The sequence below is a fragment of the Pacificibacter marinus genome, from assembly GCF_900109555.1.
Classification (GTDB): Bacteria; Pseudomonadota; Alphaproteobacteria; order Rhodobacterales; family Rhodobacteraceae; genus Celeribacter; species Celeribacter marinus_C.
The window spans coordinates 106272-122961 of record NZ_FNZV01000003.1; the positions used below are offsets into that span (position 1 = coordinate 106272).

At 53.3% G+C, this 16690-nt stretch carries 14 protein-coding genes and 1 pseudogene; 9 read left to right on the forward strand and 6 right to left on the reverse strand.

Translation table 11 applies throughout. The annotated features are described in order from the left end of the window. The first annotated feature begins 146 nt into the window (after positions 1-146). Positions 147-3668: a DNA polymerase III subunit alpha gene (gene dnaE / locus BM025_RS05455; RefSeq protein ID WP_085848580.1), complete on the forward strand. Its 3522-nt coding sequence runs from the start codon at positions 147-149 to the stop codon at positions 3666-3668. After that, positions 3668-4783 (forward strand): hypothetical protein, encoded by a 1116-nt coding sequence (locus BM025_RS05460; protein ID WP_085848583.1) that lies wholly within the window; start codon positions 3668-3670, stop codon positions 4781-4783. The genes dnaE and BM025_RS05460 overlap by 1 nt, the downstream gene beginning before the upstream one ends. A gap of 22 nt (positions 4784-4805) precedes the next feature. Here BM025_RS05460 and BM025_RS05465 read toward each other — a convergent pair whose 3' ends face one another. Both BM025_RS05465 and BM025_RS19115 read right to left on the reverse strand, forming a co-directional pair. Continuing rightward, on the reverse strand, positions 4806-5000 hold the full coding sequence (locus BM025_RS05465; protein WP_085848957.1) for a SlyX family protein: 195 nt from the start codon (positions 4998-5000) through the stop codon (positions 4806-4808). 85 nt (positions 5001-5085) lie between these two features. Beyond that, positions 5086-5226: a hypothetical protein gene (locus BM025_RS19115; protein ID WP_170842125.1), complete on the reverse strand. Its 141-nt coding sequence runs from the start codon at positions 5224-5226 to the stop codon at positions 5086-5088. On the opposite strand from BM025_RS19115, the gene hisS reads away from it, so the two are divergent. From hisS to hisG, 3 genes are read left to right on the forward strand one after another with little or no spacing between them, the layout of a single operon-like run. Beyond that, positions 5226-6734, forward strand: a complete 1509-nt coding sequence (hisS, locus tag BM025_RS05470) for a histidine--tRNA ligase (protein WP_085848586.1) — start codon at positions 5226-5228, stop codon at positions 6732-6734. The genes BM025_RS19115 and hisS overlap by 1 nt on opposite strands. Continuing rightward, positions 6734-7834, forward strand: a complete 1101-nt coding sequence (locus BM025_RS05475; RefSeq protein ID WP_085848588.1) for an ATP phosphoribosyltransferase regulatory subunit — start codon at positions 6734-6736, stop codon at positions 7832-7834. Before hisS ends, BM025_RS05475 begins: the two co-directional genes overlap by 1 nt. Next, positions 7831-8529, forward strand: a complete 699-nt coding sequence (gene hisG / locus BM025_RS05480; RefSeq protein ID WP_085848590.1) for an ATP phosphoribosyltransferase — start codon at positions 7831-7833, stop codon at positions 8527-8529. Before BM025_RS05475 ends, hisG begins: the two co-directional genes overlap by 4 nt. Positions 8530-8553: 24 nt before the next feature. On the opposite strand, the gene BM025_RS05485 is transcribed toward hisG, so the two are convergent. Further along, on the reverse strand, positions 8554-8973 hold the full coding sequence (locus BM025_RS05485; protein ID WP_085848593.1) for a DUF1489 family protein: 420 nt from the start codon (positions 8971-8973) through the stop codon (positions 8554-8556). A 158-nt stretch (positions 8974-9131) separates the two neighbouring features. Here BM025_RS05485 and BM025_RS05490 point away from each other — a divergent pair, with 158 nt between their 5' ends. Together BM025_RS05490 and BM025_RS05495 are read left to right on the forward strand one after the other, a co-directional pair. Continuing rightward, positions 9132-11408 carry an adenosylcobalamin-dependent ribonucleoside-diphosphate reductase gene (locus BM025_RS05490; RefSeq protein WP_085848595.1) on the forward strand — a complete coding sequence of 759 codons (2277 nt, stop codon included), beginning with the start codon at positions 9132-9134 and terminating at the stop codon, positions 11406-11408. Between the two features lie 328 nt (positions 11409-11736). Further along, on the forward strand, positions 11737-12471 hold the full coding sequence (locus tag BM025_RS05495; RefSeq protein WP_085848597.1) for a hypothetical protein: 735 nt from the start codon (positions 11737-11739) through the stop codon (positions 12469-12471). Here BM025_RS05495 and BM025_RS05500 read toward each other — a convergent pair. After that, positions 12437-13324: a LysR family transcriptional regulator gene (locus BM025_RS05500; RefSeq protein WP_085848959.1), complete on the reverse strand. Its 888-nt coding sequence runs from the start codon at positions 13322-13324 to the stop codon at positions 12437-12439. The genes BM025_RS05495 and BM025_RS05500 overlap by 35 nt on opposite strands. 96 nt (positions 13325-13420) lie before the next feature. Here BM025_RS05500 and BM025_RS05505 point away from each other — a divergent pair, with 96 nt between their 5' ends. Then, positions 13421-14062 (forward strand): DsbA family protein, encoded by a 642-nt coding sequence (locus tag BM025_RS05505; RefSeq protein ID WP_085848599.1) that lies wholly within the window; start codon positions 13421-13423, stop codon positions 14060-14062. Between the two features lie 21 nt (positions 14063-14083). Beyond that, the gene (locus BM025_RS05510; RefSeq protein ID WP_085848600.1) at positions 14084-14977 is read left to right on the forward strand and encodes an MBL fold metallo-hydrolase; all 894 of its coding nucleotides are present in this window, start codon (positions 14084-14086) and stop codon (positions 14975-14977) included. A 284-nt stretch (positions 14978-15261) separates the two neighbouring features. On the opposite strand, the pseudogene BM025_RS05515 reads toward BM025_RS05510, so the two are convergent. Beyond that, a pseudogene (locus BM025_RS05515) lies at positions 15262-15603 on the reverse strand (transposase); the annotation flags it as partial. A 192-nt stretch (positions 15604-15795) separates the two neighbouring features. Then, positions 15796-16680: a LysR family transcriptional regulator gene (locus BM025_RS05520; RefSeq protein WP_085848603.1), complete on the reverse strand. Its 885-nt coding sequence runs from the start codon at positions 16678-16680 to the stop codon at positions 15796-15798. Positions 16681-16690: the final 10 nt, after the last annotated feature.

Here is a 16690-nt window from a genome sequence, read left to right on the forward strand (position 1 = left end):
GTGTCTGAGCGCCAATTAGCAAGGCATTATCTTTAAAAAAGTGCTTATAGATTGTTCTTTTGGTCAAAAAATGAGCGTAAAAATCACTGGAGCCTTGAGTGCTTTTGCTCTTGGCCCCGCCCATCCGCTTCATGTAGCTTAACCAAATGAGCACACCCACATTCATACATCTGCGCACCCATACCGAATATTCGCTTTTAGAAGGCGCGCTTCGGCTGAAAAAACTCAGTGGCATGGTGGCAGACATGAACATGCCTGCTGTTGCCGTGACCGACACCAATAACCTGTTCTGTGCATTGGAATTTTCCGAATATGCGTCAGGCGCTGGCGTGCAGCCTATCGTGGGGTGCCAGGTCGATGTGACCTTTGACGCGCCGGCACCGGGCGAACAATTGCGACCGCCTGCGCCTGTTGTTTTGCTGGCGAAAACCGAACGCGGGTATGAGCATTTGATGAAGCTCAATTCCTGTCTGTACATCGACAACGGTGGGCAATTACCGCAGGTCAGCCTTGATGAGTTGCAGCAATATTCCGAAGGGTTGATTTGTTTGACAGGCGGCGCGGGTGGGCCGTTGGGGCAACTGATCCAAGCCAGTCAAACGCCTAAAGCTCAAGCTTTGGTCGATCGTTTAAAAACGATTTATGGCGACTGTTTGTATATGGAATTGCAACGCCATCCCGGTGAAAATGGCCAATACACCATTGGTGAAATGGCGACAGAGCGTTGGTTCATTGAAACGGCCTATGCGATGGATATCCCGCTGGTTGCAACCAATGATGTCTATTTCCCGAAAACTGACATGTATGAGGCCCATGACGCGTTGATTTGTATCGGCGCTGGGGCCTATGTGGACCAATCTGGCCCGCGTCGCCGTTTGACCCCACAGCATTACTTCAAAAGCCCTGCGGAAATGGCGGCCTTGTTTGCTGATTTGCCAGAAGCGATTGAGAACACAGTTGAAATCGCTAAGCGCTGCGCGTTTAAAACTTACAAACGCGACCCGATTTTGCCCAAATTTGCCGATGACGAGGTCGCCGAGCTGCGACGCCAAGCCGAGCAAGGTCTGCGTGACCGTTTAGCCATTATTCCGCACGCGGTTGAGGTCAGTGAATATGAAGCCCGTCTGGATTTTGAGCTTAAAATCATCGAAGGTATGGGGTTTCCGGGCTACTTTTTGATTGTTGCTGACTTTATCAAATGGGCCAAAGATCAGGGCATTCCTGTTGGGCCGGGTCGTGGATCTGGTGCGGGGTCACTGGTGGCCTATGCGCTGTTGGTCACAGACCTTGATCCATTGCGATACTCTTTGCTGTTCGAGCGGTTTTTGAACCCTGAACGTGTGTCCATGCCCGATTTCGACATCGACTTTTGTATGGATCGCCGCGAAGAAGTGATCCGCTATGTGCAAGATAAATATGGTCGTGACAAAGTGGGGCAAATCATCACGTTCGGTGCGCTTTTGTCGAAAGCGGCCGTGCGCGATATTGGGCGTGTGCTGCAAATGCCATATGGGCAAGTCGACCGTTTGTCGAAATTGATCCCTGTTGAGGGCGTCAAACCTGTGTCTATCGAACAGGCGCTGTTAGACGAGCCGCGTTTGCGCGAAGAGGCGAAAAACGAAGAGGTCGTGGACCGGCTGCTCACATACGGCCAACAGGTCGAAGGCCTGCTGCGCAACGCATCCACCCACGCGGCGGGTGTTGTGATTGGCGATCGGCCTATTGATATGTTGGTGCCGCTGTATCAAGATCCGCGTTCTGACATGCCAGCCACCCAGTTCAACATGAAATGGGTCGAGCAAGCCGGACTGGTGAAATTTGACTTTTTGGGCCTGAAAACCCTGACAGTCATTCAATCCGCGATGAATTTGATTTTCAAATCGGGGCGCCCGCTGCATGTCGATGCCGCTGGCAACACATTGTACGAACCTGCCGCTGGCGGTGAAAACCAGATTAACTTGATCCCGCTCGATGATGAGAAAACCTATAAGCTCTATGCTGCGGCGAAAACCGTTGCTGTGTTTCAGGTTGAGAGCTCGGGCATGATGTCAGCGCTGCGCCAGATGAAACCGACCTGTATCGAAGATATCGTGGCGCTTGTTGCGCTATATCGTCCTGGTCCGATGGAAAATATCCCGACCTATTGTGAGGTGAAAAACGGTACCAAAGAACTTGAATCTGTGCATCCGTCTATTGATCACATATTGGCCGAAACCCAAGGGATCATCGTTTACCAAGAACAGGTGATGCAGATCGCGCAGGTCATGGCGGGTTATTCGCTTGGCGGGGCTGATTTGCTACGACGTGCGATGGGTAAAAAGATCAAAGAGGCGATGGACGCCGAGCGCCCGAAATTCGAAGAGGGCGCCGCCAAAAATGGCGTCCCTGCGAAAAAGGCCTCTGAGGTTTTCGATCTCTTGGAAAAATTCGCCAACTACGGATTTAACAAATCTCACGCGGCCGCCTATGCGGTTGTATCCTACCAAACGGGGTGGCTCAAAGCGAACCATCCGATTGAATTCATGGCCGGTGTGATGAACTGCGATATCCATCTTACGGACAAGCTGTCGATCTTTGCCGAAGAGGTCAAACGCGGCTTGGATGTCGAGATCATTCCACCCTGCATCAATCGCTCGCTTGCGACGTTTGATGTGGTCGATCAAAAGCTGGTCTACGCGCTGGGCGCTTTGAAAAACGTTGGCGGCGATGCTATGCAATTGATCGTCAATGCGCGCATTGAAGGCGGCAAAGACTTTGTCACCTTGTTTGATTTTGCCCGCCGCGTTGACATCAAACGTGTTGGCAAGCGCCCGTTGGAAATGTTGGCGCGCGCAGGTGCTTTTGATCAACTCGACAGCAATCGTCGCCGCGTGTTCGACAGTTTGGACAGCTTGGTGCAGTATTCCGCTGCGATCCATGAACAAAAGGCGTCTAACCAAGTGTCTTTGTTTGGTGAGGCTGGCGATGATTTGCCCGAGCCGCGCCTGTCCCCCGCGAGTGATTGGGTGTCGTCCGAGCGCCTGATGGAAGAACAAAAAGCCATCGGATTTTTCCTATCGGGGCACCCGCTGGATGACTACGCCGCAGCCTTGAAGCGTAAAAAAGTTCAAACCATTGCCGAGGCCGAAAGACTTGCACAACAACACGGGTCCGCGACGGTGCAGGTCGGCGTGATGGTGTCGGGCTTTCGCGAGATGAAATCATCCAAAGGGAATCGTTATTTTCGGATGAATATTTCTGACAGCACGGGGCAGATTTCGGGTATTGCCATGTTTGCGCGCAAGGTCGAAGACCTGATGGCCGCACGTGCCGTGTTTGAGCAAACTGACAAAGTTGTGGCCACTTTAGAAGCCAAATTCAACGACGGTCAGTTTGATCCGACGATTCGATCTGTCGCGGTGATGGAAACCGTTGTGGCTGATGCCGGTGCCGCTGGGCTCAAGATTTTTTGTGACGAAGTCTCTGCTGTCGGCACCGTGAATGATCTGTTGATCCGCGTGACGGCCGAGGCCAAAACCCGCCCCAAAGGCATGATCAGTTTTTGTCTGATGGCGCCTGATCTACCGGGTGAAGTTGATATCGAAATCGAGCAACCATTCCATATCACCCCCGAGATCAAAGGCGCGATCAAGTCGCTGGATGGGGTGGTAATGGTGGAGGATTATTGATGCGGGCCATAGGTTTTATAGCGGCACTCGCGGTTTTGCCTGCATGTCAAATGGGCTTGCCCGTCACGCAAAACATGGCATCAGCGCCACGTCCCGACACGGATGGAGCCACACAAACCTCAACTGCACAAGCGCATTTGTCCGATGCTTTTGAACAAGCCGCATTGGGTGTCGCCGATCAGCCTAAGCCTCAGAAAAAAAGTCTGTTTGGATTTTTAAAACCTGCGAAACAGTCGCAACCATCTGTTTTGGCTGGCACGGAAATTGAAGTCGTGGATGGCGCGCAAACGGGGGCAGATGACGCGACTGCGCTCAACGGTATCGTGGCCATAAATCTTCCGGTTGAGACCGCTGAAACTTCTGGAAACACCGCCGTTATAGACGCCGCCACACCGACGAAACCTGGTCTTGGCGGTGTGTTTGGGTTTTTGAAACGCAAACCAACGGGCGCGCCCCAAGTCGTTGCGCTCAAAGCGCCTAACCCCTTGAATGTACCTATATCGGATACGCAAGCGGTTGTGCCGGAAGGATCTGAAATTCCAGTGGTGCCAAAGGCCGTGACCCCAAAACGGTCGCTCTTGGGGTTATTCAAATCCAACGGTCAGACCCGTGCGCGTCACATACCGTTGTCGACCGTTGCACGCGGCGAAGTTTTGCCGTTTGGCACGGTGGGGATCACCTGTGAAGCTCGTAAAAAAGACATGGGCAAAGCGGTCGCTCAGTTCCCGCATAAAGGCAAAGCAACATGGCAGTTGTTTGACACTGACCCCACAAGTATCACGCCGCGCACGCAGTATATCACTGGGTTTTCAGATGGATGCGCGCGGCAAGTGACCGCTGCGTTGATCTTGTTTGGCGCGCCCAGCCTGCATGAGGTGCATCGCTATTCCACGGCACAAAACAAAGTGCTGTGGTCGAGCGCTGACAATTCATACGAGGCGATTAAATCCTCTGCTTGCGGTGTGCCGCACAAAACGCCATGCCCCGCAGGTAAGATTGAGTCATTGGAACAAAACCTTGCCTTTGTATCGATCTATAAACAGTTCGGCGATGCCAAAGGTTGGCTGGAGTTATTGCTGCACGATGGCAGTATGAAAACCCAAGAAATGCGGTGAACGCGCCGCATTTGATAGGTGCTTACCAGTGCGGAGGGCGCTGATCTGCCAGTGCGATTGTGCCGCCACCATCCGCCTCGCGCCCTGCTTCACGCTGCATCAGCATGGCAAGACGGCGTGTCGAGATATCGATCACTTTTTCTTGGCGGGCGACAACATCAGACAGGTCTTCAACCGTTTTGGTTAAATGTGCGATCTGTTCTTCCAGCGCCAACATACGTGTCTCGGATTGGGTCATGTGGCTTGCGTGCTCTGTCATCTGGGTGGTCCTTTGGCGATCTTATGTTTGAACAATGTGTAACTTAGGTGAAATCATCGGGGATTTCACCTGCAATCTGCGCCAATTGCTTGCTCTGATCCCCCCCTTGGGCTATGCCGCGCGCAAGTGCAACCACAAGTGCAGCGAGCAAAGCTGTGCCGTGAGACCTCAGGAGCTGCCCCAATGGCAAAGCCCAAAAAGACCCCGCGCCCCAAGGCCATCACGCCAAAGGGCTTTCAAGATTACTTTGGCGTTGAAGTGACCGAGCGCAAAACGATGCTCGATCAGATCGCTGAAGTCTATCATCTATACGGGTTTGAGGCGCTGGAAACCTCGGCTGTGGAAACGGTCGAAGCGCTGGGGAAATTCTTACCAGACGTGGACCGCCCCAATGAGGGTGTGTTTGCATGGCAAGAGGATGCGGACCTAGAAAAGCCCGGTGATTGGATGGCCTTGCGCTATGACATGACCGCCCCTTTGGCGCGGGTTGCGGCACAGTACCGCAATGATTTGCCATCACCATACCGTCGTTTTGCAATGGGCCCTGTGTGGCGTAATGAAAAACCTGGCCCAGGCCGGTTCCGTCAGTTCTACCAGTGTGACGCTGATACAGTTGGTGCGCCAAGTGTCGCCGCCGATGCCGAAATTTGCATGATGCTGTCTGACACATTGGAAGCCGTTGGCATTCCACGTGGCGACTATATTATTCGCGTCAACAACCGCAAAGTTTTGAACGGCGTGATGGAGGTTGCAGGCGTTTTGGACCCAAGCGATCCTACCAAGTTTGAAGACGAACGAGGCACTGTGTTGCGCGCCATTGATAAGCTCGACAAATTTGGCGATGCGGGGGTGCGGTTGCTTTTGGGCAAAGGCCGCATGGATGACAGTGGAGACTTTACCGATGGTGCCGGCCTGACCGATGCGCAGGCAGATATTGTCATGGGCTTTATGGATGCCAAACGTGAAACAGGCGCCGAAACAGTCGCGCGTCTCATGGAACTTGTCGGCGACTCACAGGTGGGTGCTGAGGGTGTGGCCGAGTTGGAAACCATAGCAGATTTGATGGCTCAAGGCGGCTATGGCCCTGACCGCATCGTGATCGACCCCAGCGTTGTACGTGGTTTGGGCTACTACACTGGTCCTGTGTACGAGGCCGAATTGACGTTCGAAGTCAAAGACGAAAAAGGCCGTCCACGTCAATTTGGGTCTGTCGCAGGCGGGGGACGTTATGACGATTTGGTCAAACGCTTTACTGGCCAAGAAGTCCCTGCCACGGGCGTGTCCATCGGTGTTGACCGTTTGCTGGCCGCTTTGCGCGCCAAAGGCCGTATGGGCGATCAGCCTGCGGGGCCTATTGTGGTCACCGTGATGGATAAAGCGCGGATCGGCGATTATATGGAAATGGTTTCGGAATTGCGCCAAGCTGGTATTCGCGCCGAGATGTATTTGGGCAATCCCAAGAACTTTGGCAACCAGTTGAAATACGCTGACAAACGTCAAAGCCCTGTTGCGATCATCCAAGGTGACGATGAACATGAACGCGGTGTTATTCAAATCAAAGACCTGATCTTGGGCGCAAAATTGGCGGAGAATGCCACGCTTGAAGAATGGAAAGAACGCCCCTCACAATATGAGGTGCCACGCGGTGATATCATCGCCAAAGTGCGCGAAATTATTGAGATGTATTCCTAATGCCCGTCACTTCTATTTCCAAATCCCGTGTGCAGGCCGAAGCTGCACGTCTGAAAGCGTACTTTGAAAGCCAAGGGGCGCTTGGCGTTGAAACGGATATTTTGTTGCCCGCCGAGGTGCTGTTGGACCTGTATGGTGAAGACATTCGTCACCGTGCCTATGTGACCAGCGATCCTGCGCGCGGCGAAATGATGCTGCGCCCTGATTTCACAGTGCCCGTGGTGCAAATGCATATGGACAGCGGTGCTGACCCAGCGCGCTACACCTATGCGGGCGAAGTATTTCGTAAGCAAGACGATATGCTGGACCGCGATCCTGAATACATTCAGGTGGGGTACGAGGTGTTTGATGGCAACAATCCTGCGGCAGCTGATGCCGAAGTTTTTGCTTTGTTTTCAAATGTTCTGGCGCCACTTGGGCTGCGTGCTGCCACAGGCGATATCGGTATTTTGATGGCTGCTGTGCGTGGTCTGAACACCACGCAAGCGCGTCGCAATGCCTTGCTGCGCCACATTTGGCGACCACGTCGTTTCCGGTCGCTGATGAACCGCTTTTCCGACAAAGGCACGGAAATTCGCGAAGAGAACTTTGCCCGTGTGCGTGCCAATATGGCTGCCCAAAACGCGCCCGCGATTGGGCTGCGGACGGAAACTGAAATTCTAGATCGTGTTATGGCACTGTCCACAGATGCGTCTGAGAAACCGATTTCCAGCGGTGAAATTGAGCTACTCAATGATATTTTGTCGCTCAAAGAAACCTTGCCAAATGTGCTGTCTGCCTTGCGCGATATTGCCGTTGATATGGAAGCGATCTTGCCCGCAGTGAACCAACTGCGCGCCCGTGTAGATGCGTTGGATGCACGCGGTGTGGATGTTGAAAACCTTGAGTTTGAAACATCATATGGCCGCACATCGATGGAATATTACGATGGGTTTGTCTTTGGGTTTTACGCAGAAGGCCGCGCAGATTTGCCGCCGGTTGCCACGGGCGGGCGCTATGATGCGCTTTGCTCTGTGTTGGGGCAGGGGCGGTCTATTCCGGCCGTCGGTGGTGTGATGCGCCCCGCGATGATTTTGGCTGTTCAGGAGGATGTGCTATGACGATCAAACTTGGCATTCCATCCAAAGGCCGCTTGATGGACAAAACCTTTGACTGGTTCGCAGCGCGTGGAATCACGCTTAAGCAAACCGGTGCCGAACGTGAATATTCGGGTGTGGTTGAGGGCATGGAGGGCATCGAATTGGTGCTTTTATCTGCATCAGAAATTCCACGCGAATTGGCTGCTGGCCGCATCCATTTGGGTGTCACTGGCTCTGATTTGGTGCGCGATAAACTTGTCGGTTGGGACCGCAAACTTGGCGAACTGGCCCCGATGGGGTTTGGTCATGCCGACTTGATTATCGCCGTGCCAAAAGCATGGGTCGATGTTGACACGCTGGATGATTTGGATGCTGCGGCGGCTGCGTTTCGCGCGCGCCACGGGTTTCGCATGCGCATCGCAACCAAGTATCATCACCTTGTACATGAGTTTTTGAAAGCGCATGGCGTTGCTGATTATCAACTGGTGGATTCGCAAGGGGCCACAGAGGGCACTGTGAAAAACCTGACGGCTGAGGCCGTCGCCGATATCACATCAACGGGGGACACTTTGCGTGCGAACCACTTAAAGGTTTTGTCAGGTGAGCCTGTTCATAAATCGCAAGCCACGTTGTTCAAAAGCCGGACTGCGCCTTGGTTGGACGAAGATCGTCTGGTGATGTCAGAGTTGAAAAACAAATTGGAATTGGGTGACTAGCGCGCCCAATTCCAGCGTGACGGATTAAAACAGCCCAAGATCTGCTAGGGATTGGGCCAACTCTGGGGGCAGCTCTTCTTCGTTTTTACGCCCCTTTGGCATATCGGCAGGGGCGTCTTCGGGTTTAAGATAACGCCAGCCTTGAAACGCGCGCCGCGCCGCGTTTTGTGTGCGGATCAGAGGTTTCGCCAAAACAATGCGGCAGCGTTTGATGCCATCTTCGCCGATCACTTCCTCTAGTGCTTTGATTTCTTGACGCGCTTGAATGTCGCCTTTGATGACCCAGTACAAAGAGCCGCCGTTCAAAAGGGCCTCTTCTTGTTTTGGGCGCATACGGGTGACGTGACCTGAAGTCTGTCCCCCACGCATGGTAAGGCGTTGCTCCAAATCCTCATACGATTCGATGCCTACACATAATTTCACTATATGTATGCGTTTTGACATGACGTACCTCTAGGTGTTGTGTTAAGGGTAACTCGAAAAATCAACAAACCAGCCTTTGGATGTCTGTTTTTTGACTTGCCCCGTGTTGCTCTTAGCATTGTGGCGCGTTATTTCACAGACCTTCTAAACATGACTCGCACAAGATCGGACCGACCAATATGACGCGCTTTGCTGCCCCCATCGCTGAACAAATCTGGGATATGAAATACCGTCTGAAAGACGCAGACGGGACCGTCGTTGATCAAAGTGTTGAAGATAGCTGGCGTCGTGTTGCACGTGCTTTGGCCGCGGTTGAAAAAGACAGCGATGCTTGGGAAGCAAAATTCTACGATGCGCTTGAAGGGTTCAAATATCTGCCTGCAGGCCGTATTTTGGCGGGCGCTGGCACAGGCCGTGCTGTCACGTTGTTCAACTGTTTTGTCATGGGCACTGTACCTGATTCTATGGGCGGCATTTTCGACATGCTCAAAGAGGCCGCGCTCACAATGCAGCAAGGCGGCGGCATCGGATACGATTTTTCCACCATCCGCCCCAAAGGCGCGGGCGTGTCTGGCGTGGCGGCGGATGCCTCTGGCCCGTTGTCATTCATGGATGTGTGGGACGCGATGTGTCGCACCATTATGTCCGCAGGTTCACGCCGTGGTGCGATGATGGCGACCATGCGGTGTGACCACCCAGATGTGATGAACTTTATCGAAGCCAAACAAGATTCTGCACGTTTGCGCATGTTCAACCTGTCCGTATTGATCACAGACGATTTCATGGAAGCTGTCAAAGCGGGCGGGTCATGGGATCTCAAATTTGATGGAAAAATCTATCATACTGTGGATGCGCTCGATCTTTGGAATAAGATCATGAAGGGCACTTATGACTATGCCGAGCCTGGTGTGATTTTCATCGACCGGATCAACAAACTCAACAACTTGAACTACGTTGAGACCATTGCGGCGACCAACCCTTGTGGTGAACAACCGCTTCCACCCTATGGGGCATGTTTGCTTGGTTCGATCAACCTCGCGACGTTGGTCAAAGACCCGTTTGAAGCGGGTGCTGCGATGGATGAGGACGCTTTGTATGACCTTGTGGGCACCGCTGTGCGCATGATGGACAACGTTGTTGATGCGTCACGTTTCCCATTGGAAGCACAACGTCAAGAAGCCTTAGCCAAGCGCCGGATCGGTCTTGGTGTGACGGGTCTTGCGGATGCATTGTTGATGGTGGGTCAGCGCTATGGCTCTGTCGAAGCGGCTGCCACTTGTGAAAAATGGCTCAAAATGATCGCGCGTGCATCCTACATGGGCTCTGCTTTGTTGGCGAAAGAAAAGGGCGCATTCCCGCTCTTTGATAAAGACAAATACCTTGCCTCAGGGTCGTTGGTGGACATGGATCAAGACGTCAAAGACGCGATCGCAGAACACGGCATCCGCAACGCTTTGCTGACATCCATCGCGCCAACGGGCACGATTTCACTCTATGCTGGCAACGTCTCATCTGGCATCGAACCGGTGTTTGCATATGCGTACACGCGCAAAGTTTTGCAAAAAGATGGATCGCGTACCGAAGAAGAAGTCGTTGATTATGCTGTAAAAATGTACCGCGACAAGTTCGGCGCAGACGCAGAATTGCCCGAGCATTTCGTCAACGCACAAACGCTGGCCCCGCTTGATCACGTGCGCATGCAGGCGGCAGCCCAAAAATGGGTCGACAGCTCGATTTCCAAAACGATCAACTGCCCCGAAGACATTTCATTCGACGATTTCAAAGAGGTCTACATGGCCGCTTGGGATCAAGGCTGTAAAGGCTGTACAACATACCGCCCCAACGATGTGACGGGGTCTGTTTTGTCTGTATCCGAGACATCTGAGAAAACACCAGAAGCCGAAACTGGTGCGGAAGTTGTGTACTTGGCCGAGCCACTTGAGCGCCCTCAGCAGCTTGAAGGCAACACTTACAAACTCAAATGGCCAGACTCTGAGCACGCGATCTACGTTACCATCAACGACACCATTCATGGCGGTCATCGTCGCCCGTTCGAGATTTTCATCAACTCGAAAAACATGGAACACTTCGCGTGGACTGTGGCGCTGACCCGGATGATTTCCGCTGTGTTCCGTCGTGGCGGTAATGTGTCTTTCGTCGTTGAAGAACTCAAAGCGGTGTTTGACCCACGTGGCGGTGCTTGGATCCAAGGCAAATACATTCCATCAATTTTGGCCGCCATCGGTGGTGTTATCGAAACGCACCTTATTGAGACGGGCTTTATCGAAGGCGAAGGCATGGGGCTCAAATCTGACCCGCACGCTGAAGTCGTTGCTATGGACGCAAGTCAAGGCAAACCCAAAGGCAAAGCCTGCTCATCCTGCGGTCAATACACGCTGCGCATGGTTGAAGGGTGCATGACCTGTTCGTCATGCGGTCACTCTAAATGTGGCTGAGATGAATTTGGAGCCTTCAGCTGTCAGACCCATGAATAAATGTCCATTTTAGGGGTTATTTGTCCATTCTGACACAGATCAAATGACCATCGGGAACGTAAGTTTCCGGTGGTTTCTTTTTATTTCAATACCTTATGGCTTTTTTTGGTGTTGCCCTTCGTTCATGTGACCGCCGATGGCTGAGCCTGAGCGCAGCCATTGACGTACTGTGCTAAATGTTCTCATTACGTTCTCAAGGATCCGGATCCTCTTGTTGAAACATGGCAGGCACACGCTGCCAGATGCTGGCCGCCATACTATTGGCGTGCTGGCTCAGAGAGGACATCCAATGCCACGCATTCCATTCGCCGACGTCACGTTCCCAAATCAGGGGGCTTCCACACGATATGAAATCGAGAACCGACTGAAGCAGTTCATTGTCGATTACCGTAAAAATGCCTGCGCCTTGGGCAATGTGTATCCTGTGACCGAAAGGGATCGGGCGACTATCCAACGCCGTTCCGAGGCCTATATCGCTGCGACCAGCCGAGCGTCAGGAATGAGCCACCTTGATAAAAATGACCGAGCAGCCTTGGAGGTTTTCCGAGGTGGCGCAGAACTTGTTGCTGTTGAAACCGAACATCGCGCTGATGAGATCGCGAGCGCTTTACACACTGATATGCCATGGATGGCGCAGGCCACTGAAAAGCTCTGGCAAGGCATGCGCAGCTCGGTTCGGCGGGGTGATCCAGCCCCGCAGATTGCGCCATTGCTGTTGGTGGGGCCTCCGGGAATCGGCAACAGTCATTGGGCCAGATTGCTTGGCGATCTGATGCACGTCCCGACCACGGTGATTGAAGCCACGAATGAGCCTGCAAGTTTCTCGATCACGGGCAGTCAACGCGGCTGGGCGAGTTGTGAGCCAGGTAAGCCGCTACAAACGATCATCGCGCACAGCATCGCCAATCCGATTGTCGTGGATCACTTGGGTGATGACGGCGAACAGCTTGAATGGGTTTCTGACCGCTCCTCCATTTCGTTCTACAGCGTCATGCGTCGCGCAACATGTCGACAAAAGCGGTGACCTTGACGGGGCGGAATTTGGCGGCGGGGTAGACAGCAAATATGCCACCCTCGGGCAAAGACCATTGCGGCAAAATCTGTGTCAGCTTGCCGCCCTGCAAATCCTTGCGCACCAAGAAGTCGGGCAATATCGCAACCCCTGCACCGCCTTTAACCGCTTCCAGAATTGCGGGTGCGCTGTCGATGGCGAGAGTGTTTGCCAGTTTCACAGACACGCTTTGCTTTGCTTCGTTTTCAAACGTCCATTGCAAGGGATCAGACAGGGACATGTTTGCAATGAAATCCAGAGACTTCAGATCATCCGGGTGTGCGATAGCGTCAAGCCGAGCCTTATCTTTGGTCGCCCCTACTAACAGCTGTTGAAAGCCGCTAATTTTGCGGGCAATCAAACCAGAATCCCGCAGCCAGCCCACTCGAATGGCCAAATCAAGATCACCTGACATCAGGTCGCTGTGGCTGTCACCGAGATGCAGTTCAACCTTGCACTCCGGGTATTTACACCGAAAATCGGCGACCACGGGGGTCACAATGACGGTGCCATAGTCATGGGGTGCGGTCATGCGTAAAGTGCCCAAAGGTCGGTCTGACAGTTGCGACAGCTCGCTAAACGCATCATCAGCATCATGCAGGATTGACGCGCAGCGGGTGTAAAATGCCAGCCCGGCTTCGGTCGTGCTGACCTTGCGCGTGTTACGCACCAACAGGGTTGTTTTTAGCTCCTGTTCCAATTGCGTTACTTGCGAGCTGACCACAGCTTTGGTCACCCCCAACCGTTCAGCGGCCCGTGTAAACGATCCCGTTTCCACCACCGCCGCGAAATAGGCCAGCCTGTTTAGATTACGTGCTTTTGACATCATACAACTGTTAGCTTTTTACAGACACATTGTCAAAATCGTTTGCCTTATCATTGGCAATTAAGAGGCGCATATACCCTTCAAAGGAGACGAAACATGACACAGACAGTGACTTTGCAATACCTCTTCGATCCGTTGTGCGGTTGGTGCTATGGTGCCTCTGCCTCGATCAAAGCTTTGTCTAAACACCTGGAAATTGATCTGCAGCCCATGGCGACTGGCCTGTTTTCTGGCACAGGTGCGCGCCCGATGAAGAGCTTTGCCGCGCAAGCTTGGGCCATGGATCAACGTATCGGCGCGCTCAGCGGTCAGCCCTTCAGCGAAGACTATCGCACCAATGTACTAGGCGCAGAGGGTGCATTGCTGGATTCAACGGTCGCAACACGTGCCGTAGCCGCAGTTTCCGCAAGCGCCCCTGATCGCGTGATCGAAGCCCTCGCCGCCATTCAATCGGCGCGATACAAAGACGGCAAAGATGTGACTTCGGCCGTTGTTGTTGCGGGTATTTTGACCGATCTGGGTCTAACGGACGCCAGCGCGCGTTTTTTTGCGGCGGATGACGCCCTGTTGAACTTTGTCAACACCCGCACAGCTGCGGCCCGCGATCTGATGAACGCCTACGGGTTGCAAGGCGTTCCGTCCCTGATCGCAACCATCAACGGTGAGTTGAGCATCTTGGACGCCAATGCGCTTTATTCCGGACCTGACAACATCTTGGCCGCTCTCAAGCTGGCCTAACCATTTCACAAGGATTTCAAAATGAACCGTAGAACAGCCCTCAAAATGACCGTAGCCGCTGGCGTTGCTGCCCTTGTCGCGCCCAAAGTGTCGCTGGCAAACGAAGACGGCCTGAGCTGGACTCACTTTCCAGCCGGGGAAAACGGCTTTTATCGCGCCCCTGTCTTGGTGTCCGGCCCGTCTGAAGCCGTTCTGATTGACGGCGGGTTTACATTGTCAGACGGCCAAGCCTTGGCCGATGCGATCAAATCCACTGGCAAAACATTGACCACAATCTATGTCAGCCAAAGCGACCCTGATTTTTACTTTAGCCTGCGCCCCATCGTAGAGGCCTTTCCTGAGGCGCGCGTCATCGCTGCCAGCGAAACCGTTGCTGCGATCAACGCAAATGTCGCCAAGAAGGTTGAAACCTGGGGGCCACAGCTAGGCGAAAATGGCCCGCAATCTGTTGAAGAAGTGGCCATGGCAGAAGTTGACGACAGCGCAATCTTGACCGTGGATGGCTATGTGCTCGACATCGTTCCTGCGACAGGTTTGGCCAATCGTCGCTACATCTGGAGCGAAGACCTGCAGGCTGTCTTTGGCGGTGTGATGGTCTTTTCCGGCACCCATGTTTGGGTGGCAGACACGCAAACCAAAGAAGAGCGTGCAGCATGGATTGCCAACTTGGACGCCATCATCGCGCTTGCGCCAAAGGTTGTGGTGCCGGGGCACATGACACCTGACGCACCGCTTGGTTTTGACGCTGTCGCGTTCACCAAAGCCTATCTACTGGCTGTAGAGGACGAGTTGGCAAAAGCCACAACATCCGAAGACCTGAATGCGGCAATGCGCGCCCGCTATCCCGAATTGGGAATGGGCATGGCCTTGGACATCGGCGCAAAGGTTCTGACAGGCGAGATGAAATGGGGCTAGATAGAACCCAAATCCATTTCGGATAGGTGTTTTATTCTCAATAGCGCACGCCCTTAAGCACTGACTCCGATGCGTACTATAATCCGGTGGCGAGTTTCAACAATATCAAAGCTCGCCGCCAGACCCGAAGTCATAGTAGCCATTGGCGAAAGCTCGCTTCGTCCCGCATAGCTGAGCTATGTGCAAACCGCAGCGAAAGTCTGGTTGCCGCCGATTCTGTGGGAAAGCACCGTGTTGCTGGTGTAGAAAGTATCGCTTCAAATGTGGCGTGAGCACCTTTCTTATCAGGCTTTGCACGTTTGCTGCGGTGCAGGACAGATCTTGGCTAGTTTGCGGAGGTTTTGGGCTGTGGCAACGAGTAAAAATTCGTCATTGGCACCATTTGGATCACGAAATCGGAGTCGCCCCAGCCCAAGAATACGTTGAGGTGGGCAAAGAGCATTTCCGCCTTCTTTCGGAGCCGCATCGAGATCACATACTGTTTGGTTTTGGCAATGTCGCGGGCGACCAGACGGGCGTCTTCGTGTTCTTCGCGCATCAACCTTTGGGCAGCATTTCATTTTTGATGAGCAGGCCTGACAGGTGTGTTTCAATGTCTGATACTTGGCGACGCCCTTGCCGGTAATCAGGAAGGGAAAAGAGTGGACGGACATTTTGTCGGGCGAGCCCTCCCTCGGTAGCTCTGGGTGAAATCCACTGACCTAAGACGGCATTGGATAAAATGAGGCTCGTAGCTGCTGTTCTCGGTCTTGCGGCAATCCACAAACAAATCCGATCTGATCGACAAGAATGGCCCATAGCCTCTGCATAAGCTGACCTTACGATAATCGATCGACAAGAAAATCCATAAAGCACCTAACTTTCGGGGTCAGAACGTTGGATTTCGGATAGATGAGCCACAGCACTGATTGATCGTTCAGACGCCATTCGGGAAGGGTTTGCATCAACGTTCCAGCTGCGAGATCATGGGCGACGCTCCAAAGTGAGTTTATTGAAATACCCATCCCCGCGAGTGTTGCGAGGCGTTGCGATGTCCCGTCATCAAGCACCGTTCGGCAGGTCATTTTTTCAGGATCGAGGATCGCCCTTTGACCGTCTTGGTGCACGATCTCGCGGGCAGCCATGTCCGACCAGGCTAAAAACCGGTGGCCCTTCAAATCTTCTGGAGTTGTTGGCACGCCAAACCGATCCAGATAAGCCGGAGACGCGCAAAGCACACGACTGTCGTCAGACAGCTTTCGTCCCAAAAGGCTGCTGTCTTTCAGCGGCGCATTGCGCAGGGCAAGATCAAAACTTCCGTCGATAATGTCGAAGCGTTTGTCAGAAAGCCGTAAATCCAGCGTAATATCCGGGTAACGATTTTGAAATTCGGGCAACAGCGGAATGATATGGAGTTGTGCAAAGCTGCTGGGGGCTGCAAACCGCAAAATGCCACTTGGGTTGAGCGTATCCTCCCCCAAAGCGGCCCGACCAGCCTCTGCCTGTGCTATTATTTCGCGGGCATAGGGCAGAAACGCGGCCCCGTCTTGGCTCAGCGACACCTTACGCGTTGTTCTGTGAAGCAGTTCGACCCCCAACTCCTTTTCAAGCTTTGCCAGGCGATTGCTGGACATGGCAGGCGCAAGGCCAAGGTCGCGGCCTGCCGCAGTGATGTTGAGCCGTTCGGCAGCGGCGACAAAAAGGCGAAGGGTGTCTGTATCCATGTCACCTAAT

What these genes read in the sequence shown, in the direction of transcription:
- dnaE (WP_085848580.1), top strand. Translation starts at nt 147, where the DNA reads ATGAGCACACCCACATTCATACATCTGCGCACCCATACCGAATATTCG.
- BM025_RS05460 (WP_085848583.1), top strand. Translation starts at nt 3,668, where the DNA reads ATGCGGGCCATAGGTTTTATAGCGGCACTCGCGGTTTTGCCTGCATGT.
- BM025_RS05465 (WP_085848957.1), bottom strand. Translation starts at nt 5,000, where the DNA reads ATGTTGGCGCTGGAAGAACAGATCGCACATTTAACCAAAACGGTTGAA.
- hisS (WP_085848586.1), top strand. Translation starts at nt 5,226, where the DNA reads ATGGCAAAGCCCAAAAAGACCCCGCGCCCCAAGGCCATCACGCCAAAG.
- BM025_RS05475 (WP_085848588.1), top strand. Translation starts at nt 6,734, where the DNA reads ATGCCCGTCACTTCTATTTCCAAATCCCGTGTGCAGGCCGAAGCTGCA.
- hisG (WP_085848590.1), top strand. Translation starts at nt 7,831, where the DNA reads ATGACGATCAAACTTGGCATTCCATCCAAAGGCCGCTTGATGGACAAA.
- BM025_RS05485 (WP_085848593.1), bottom strand. Translation starts at nt 8,973, where the DNA reads ATGTCAAAACGCATACATATAGTGAAATTATGTGTAGGCATCGAATCG.
- BM025_RS05490 (WP_085848595.1), top strand. Translation starts at nt 9,132, where the DNA reads ATGACGCGCTTTGCTGCCCCCATCGCTGAACAAATCTGGGATATGAAA.
- BM025_RS05495 (WP_085848597.1), top strand. Translation starts at nt 11,737, where the DNA reads ATGCCACGCATTCCATTCGCCGACGTCACGTTCCCAAATCAGGGGGCT.
- BM025_RS05500 (WP_085848959.1), bottom strand. Translation starts at nt 13,324, where the DNA reads ATGTCAAAAGCACGTAATCTAAACAGGCTGGCCTATTTCGCGGCGGTG.
- BM025_RS05505 (WP_085848599.1), top strand. Translation starts at nt 13,421, where the DNA reads ATGACACAGACAGTGACTTTGCAATACCTCTTCGATCCGTTGTGCGGT.
- BM025_RS05510 (WP_085848600.1), top strand. Translation starts at nt 14,084, where the DNA reads ATGAACCGTAGAACAGCCCTCAAAATGACCGTAGCCGCTGGCGTTGCT.
- BM025_RS05520 (WP_085848603.1), bottom strand. Translation starts at nt 16,680, where the DNA reads ATGGATACAGACACCCTTCGCCTTTTTGTCGCCGCTGCCGAACGGCTC.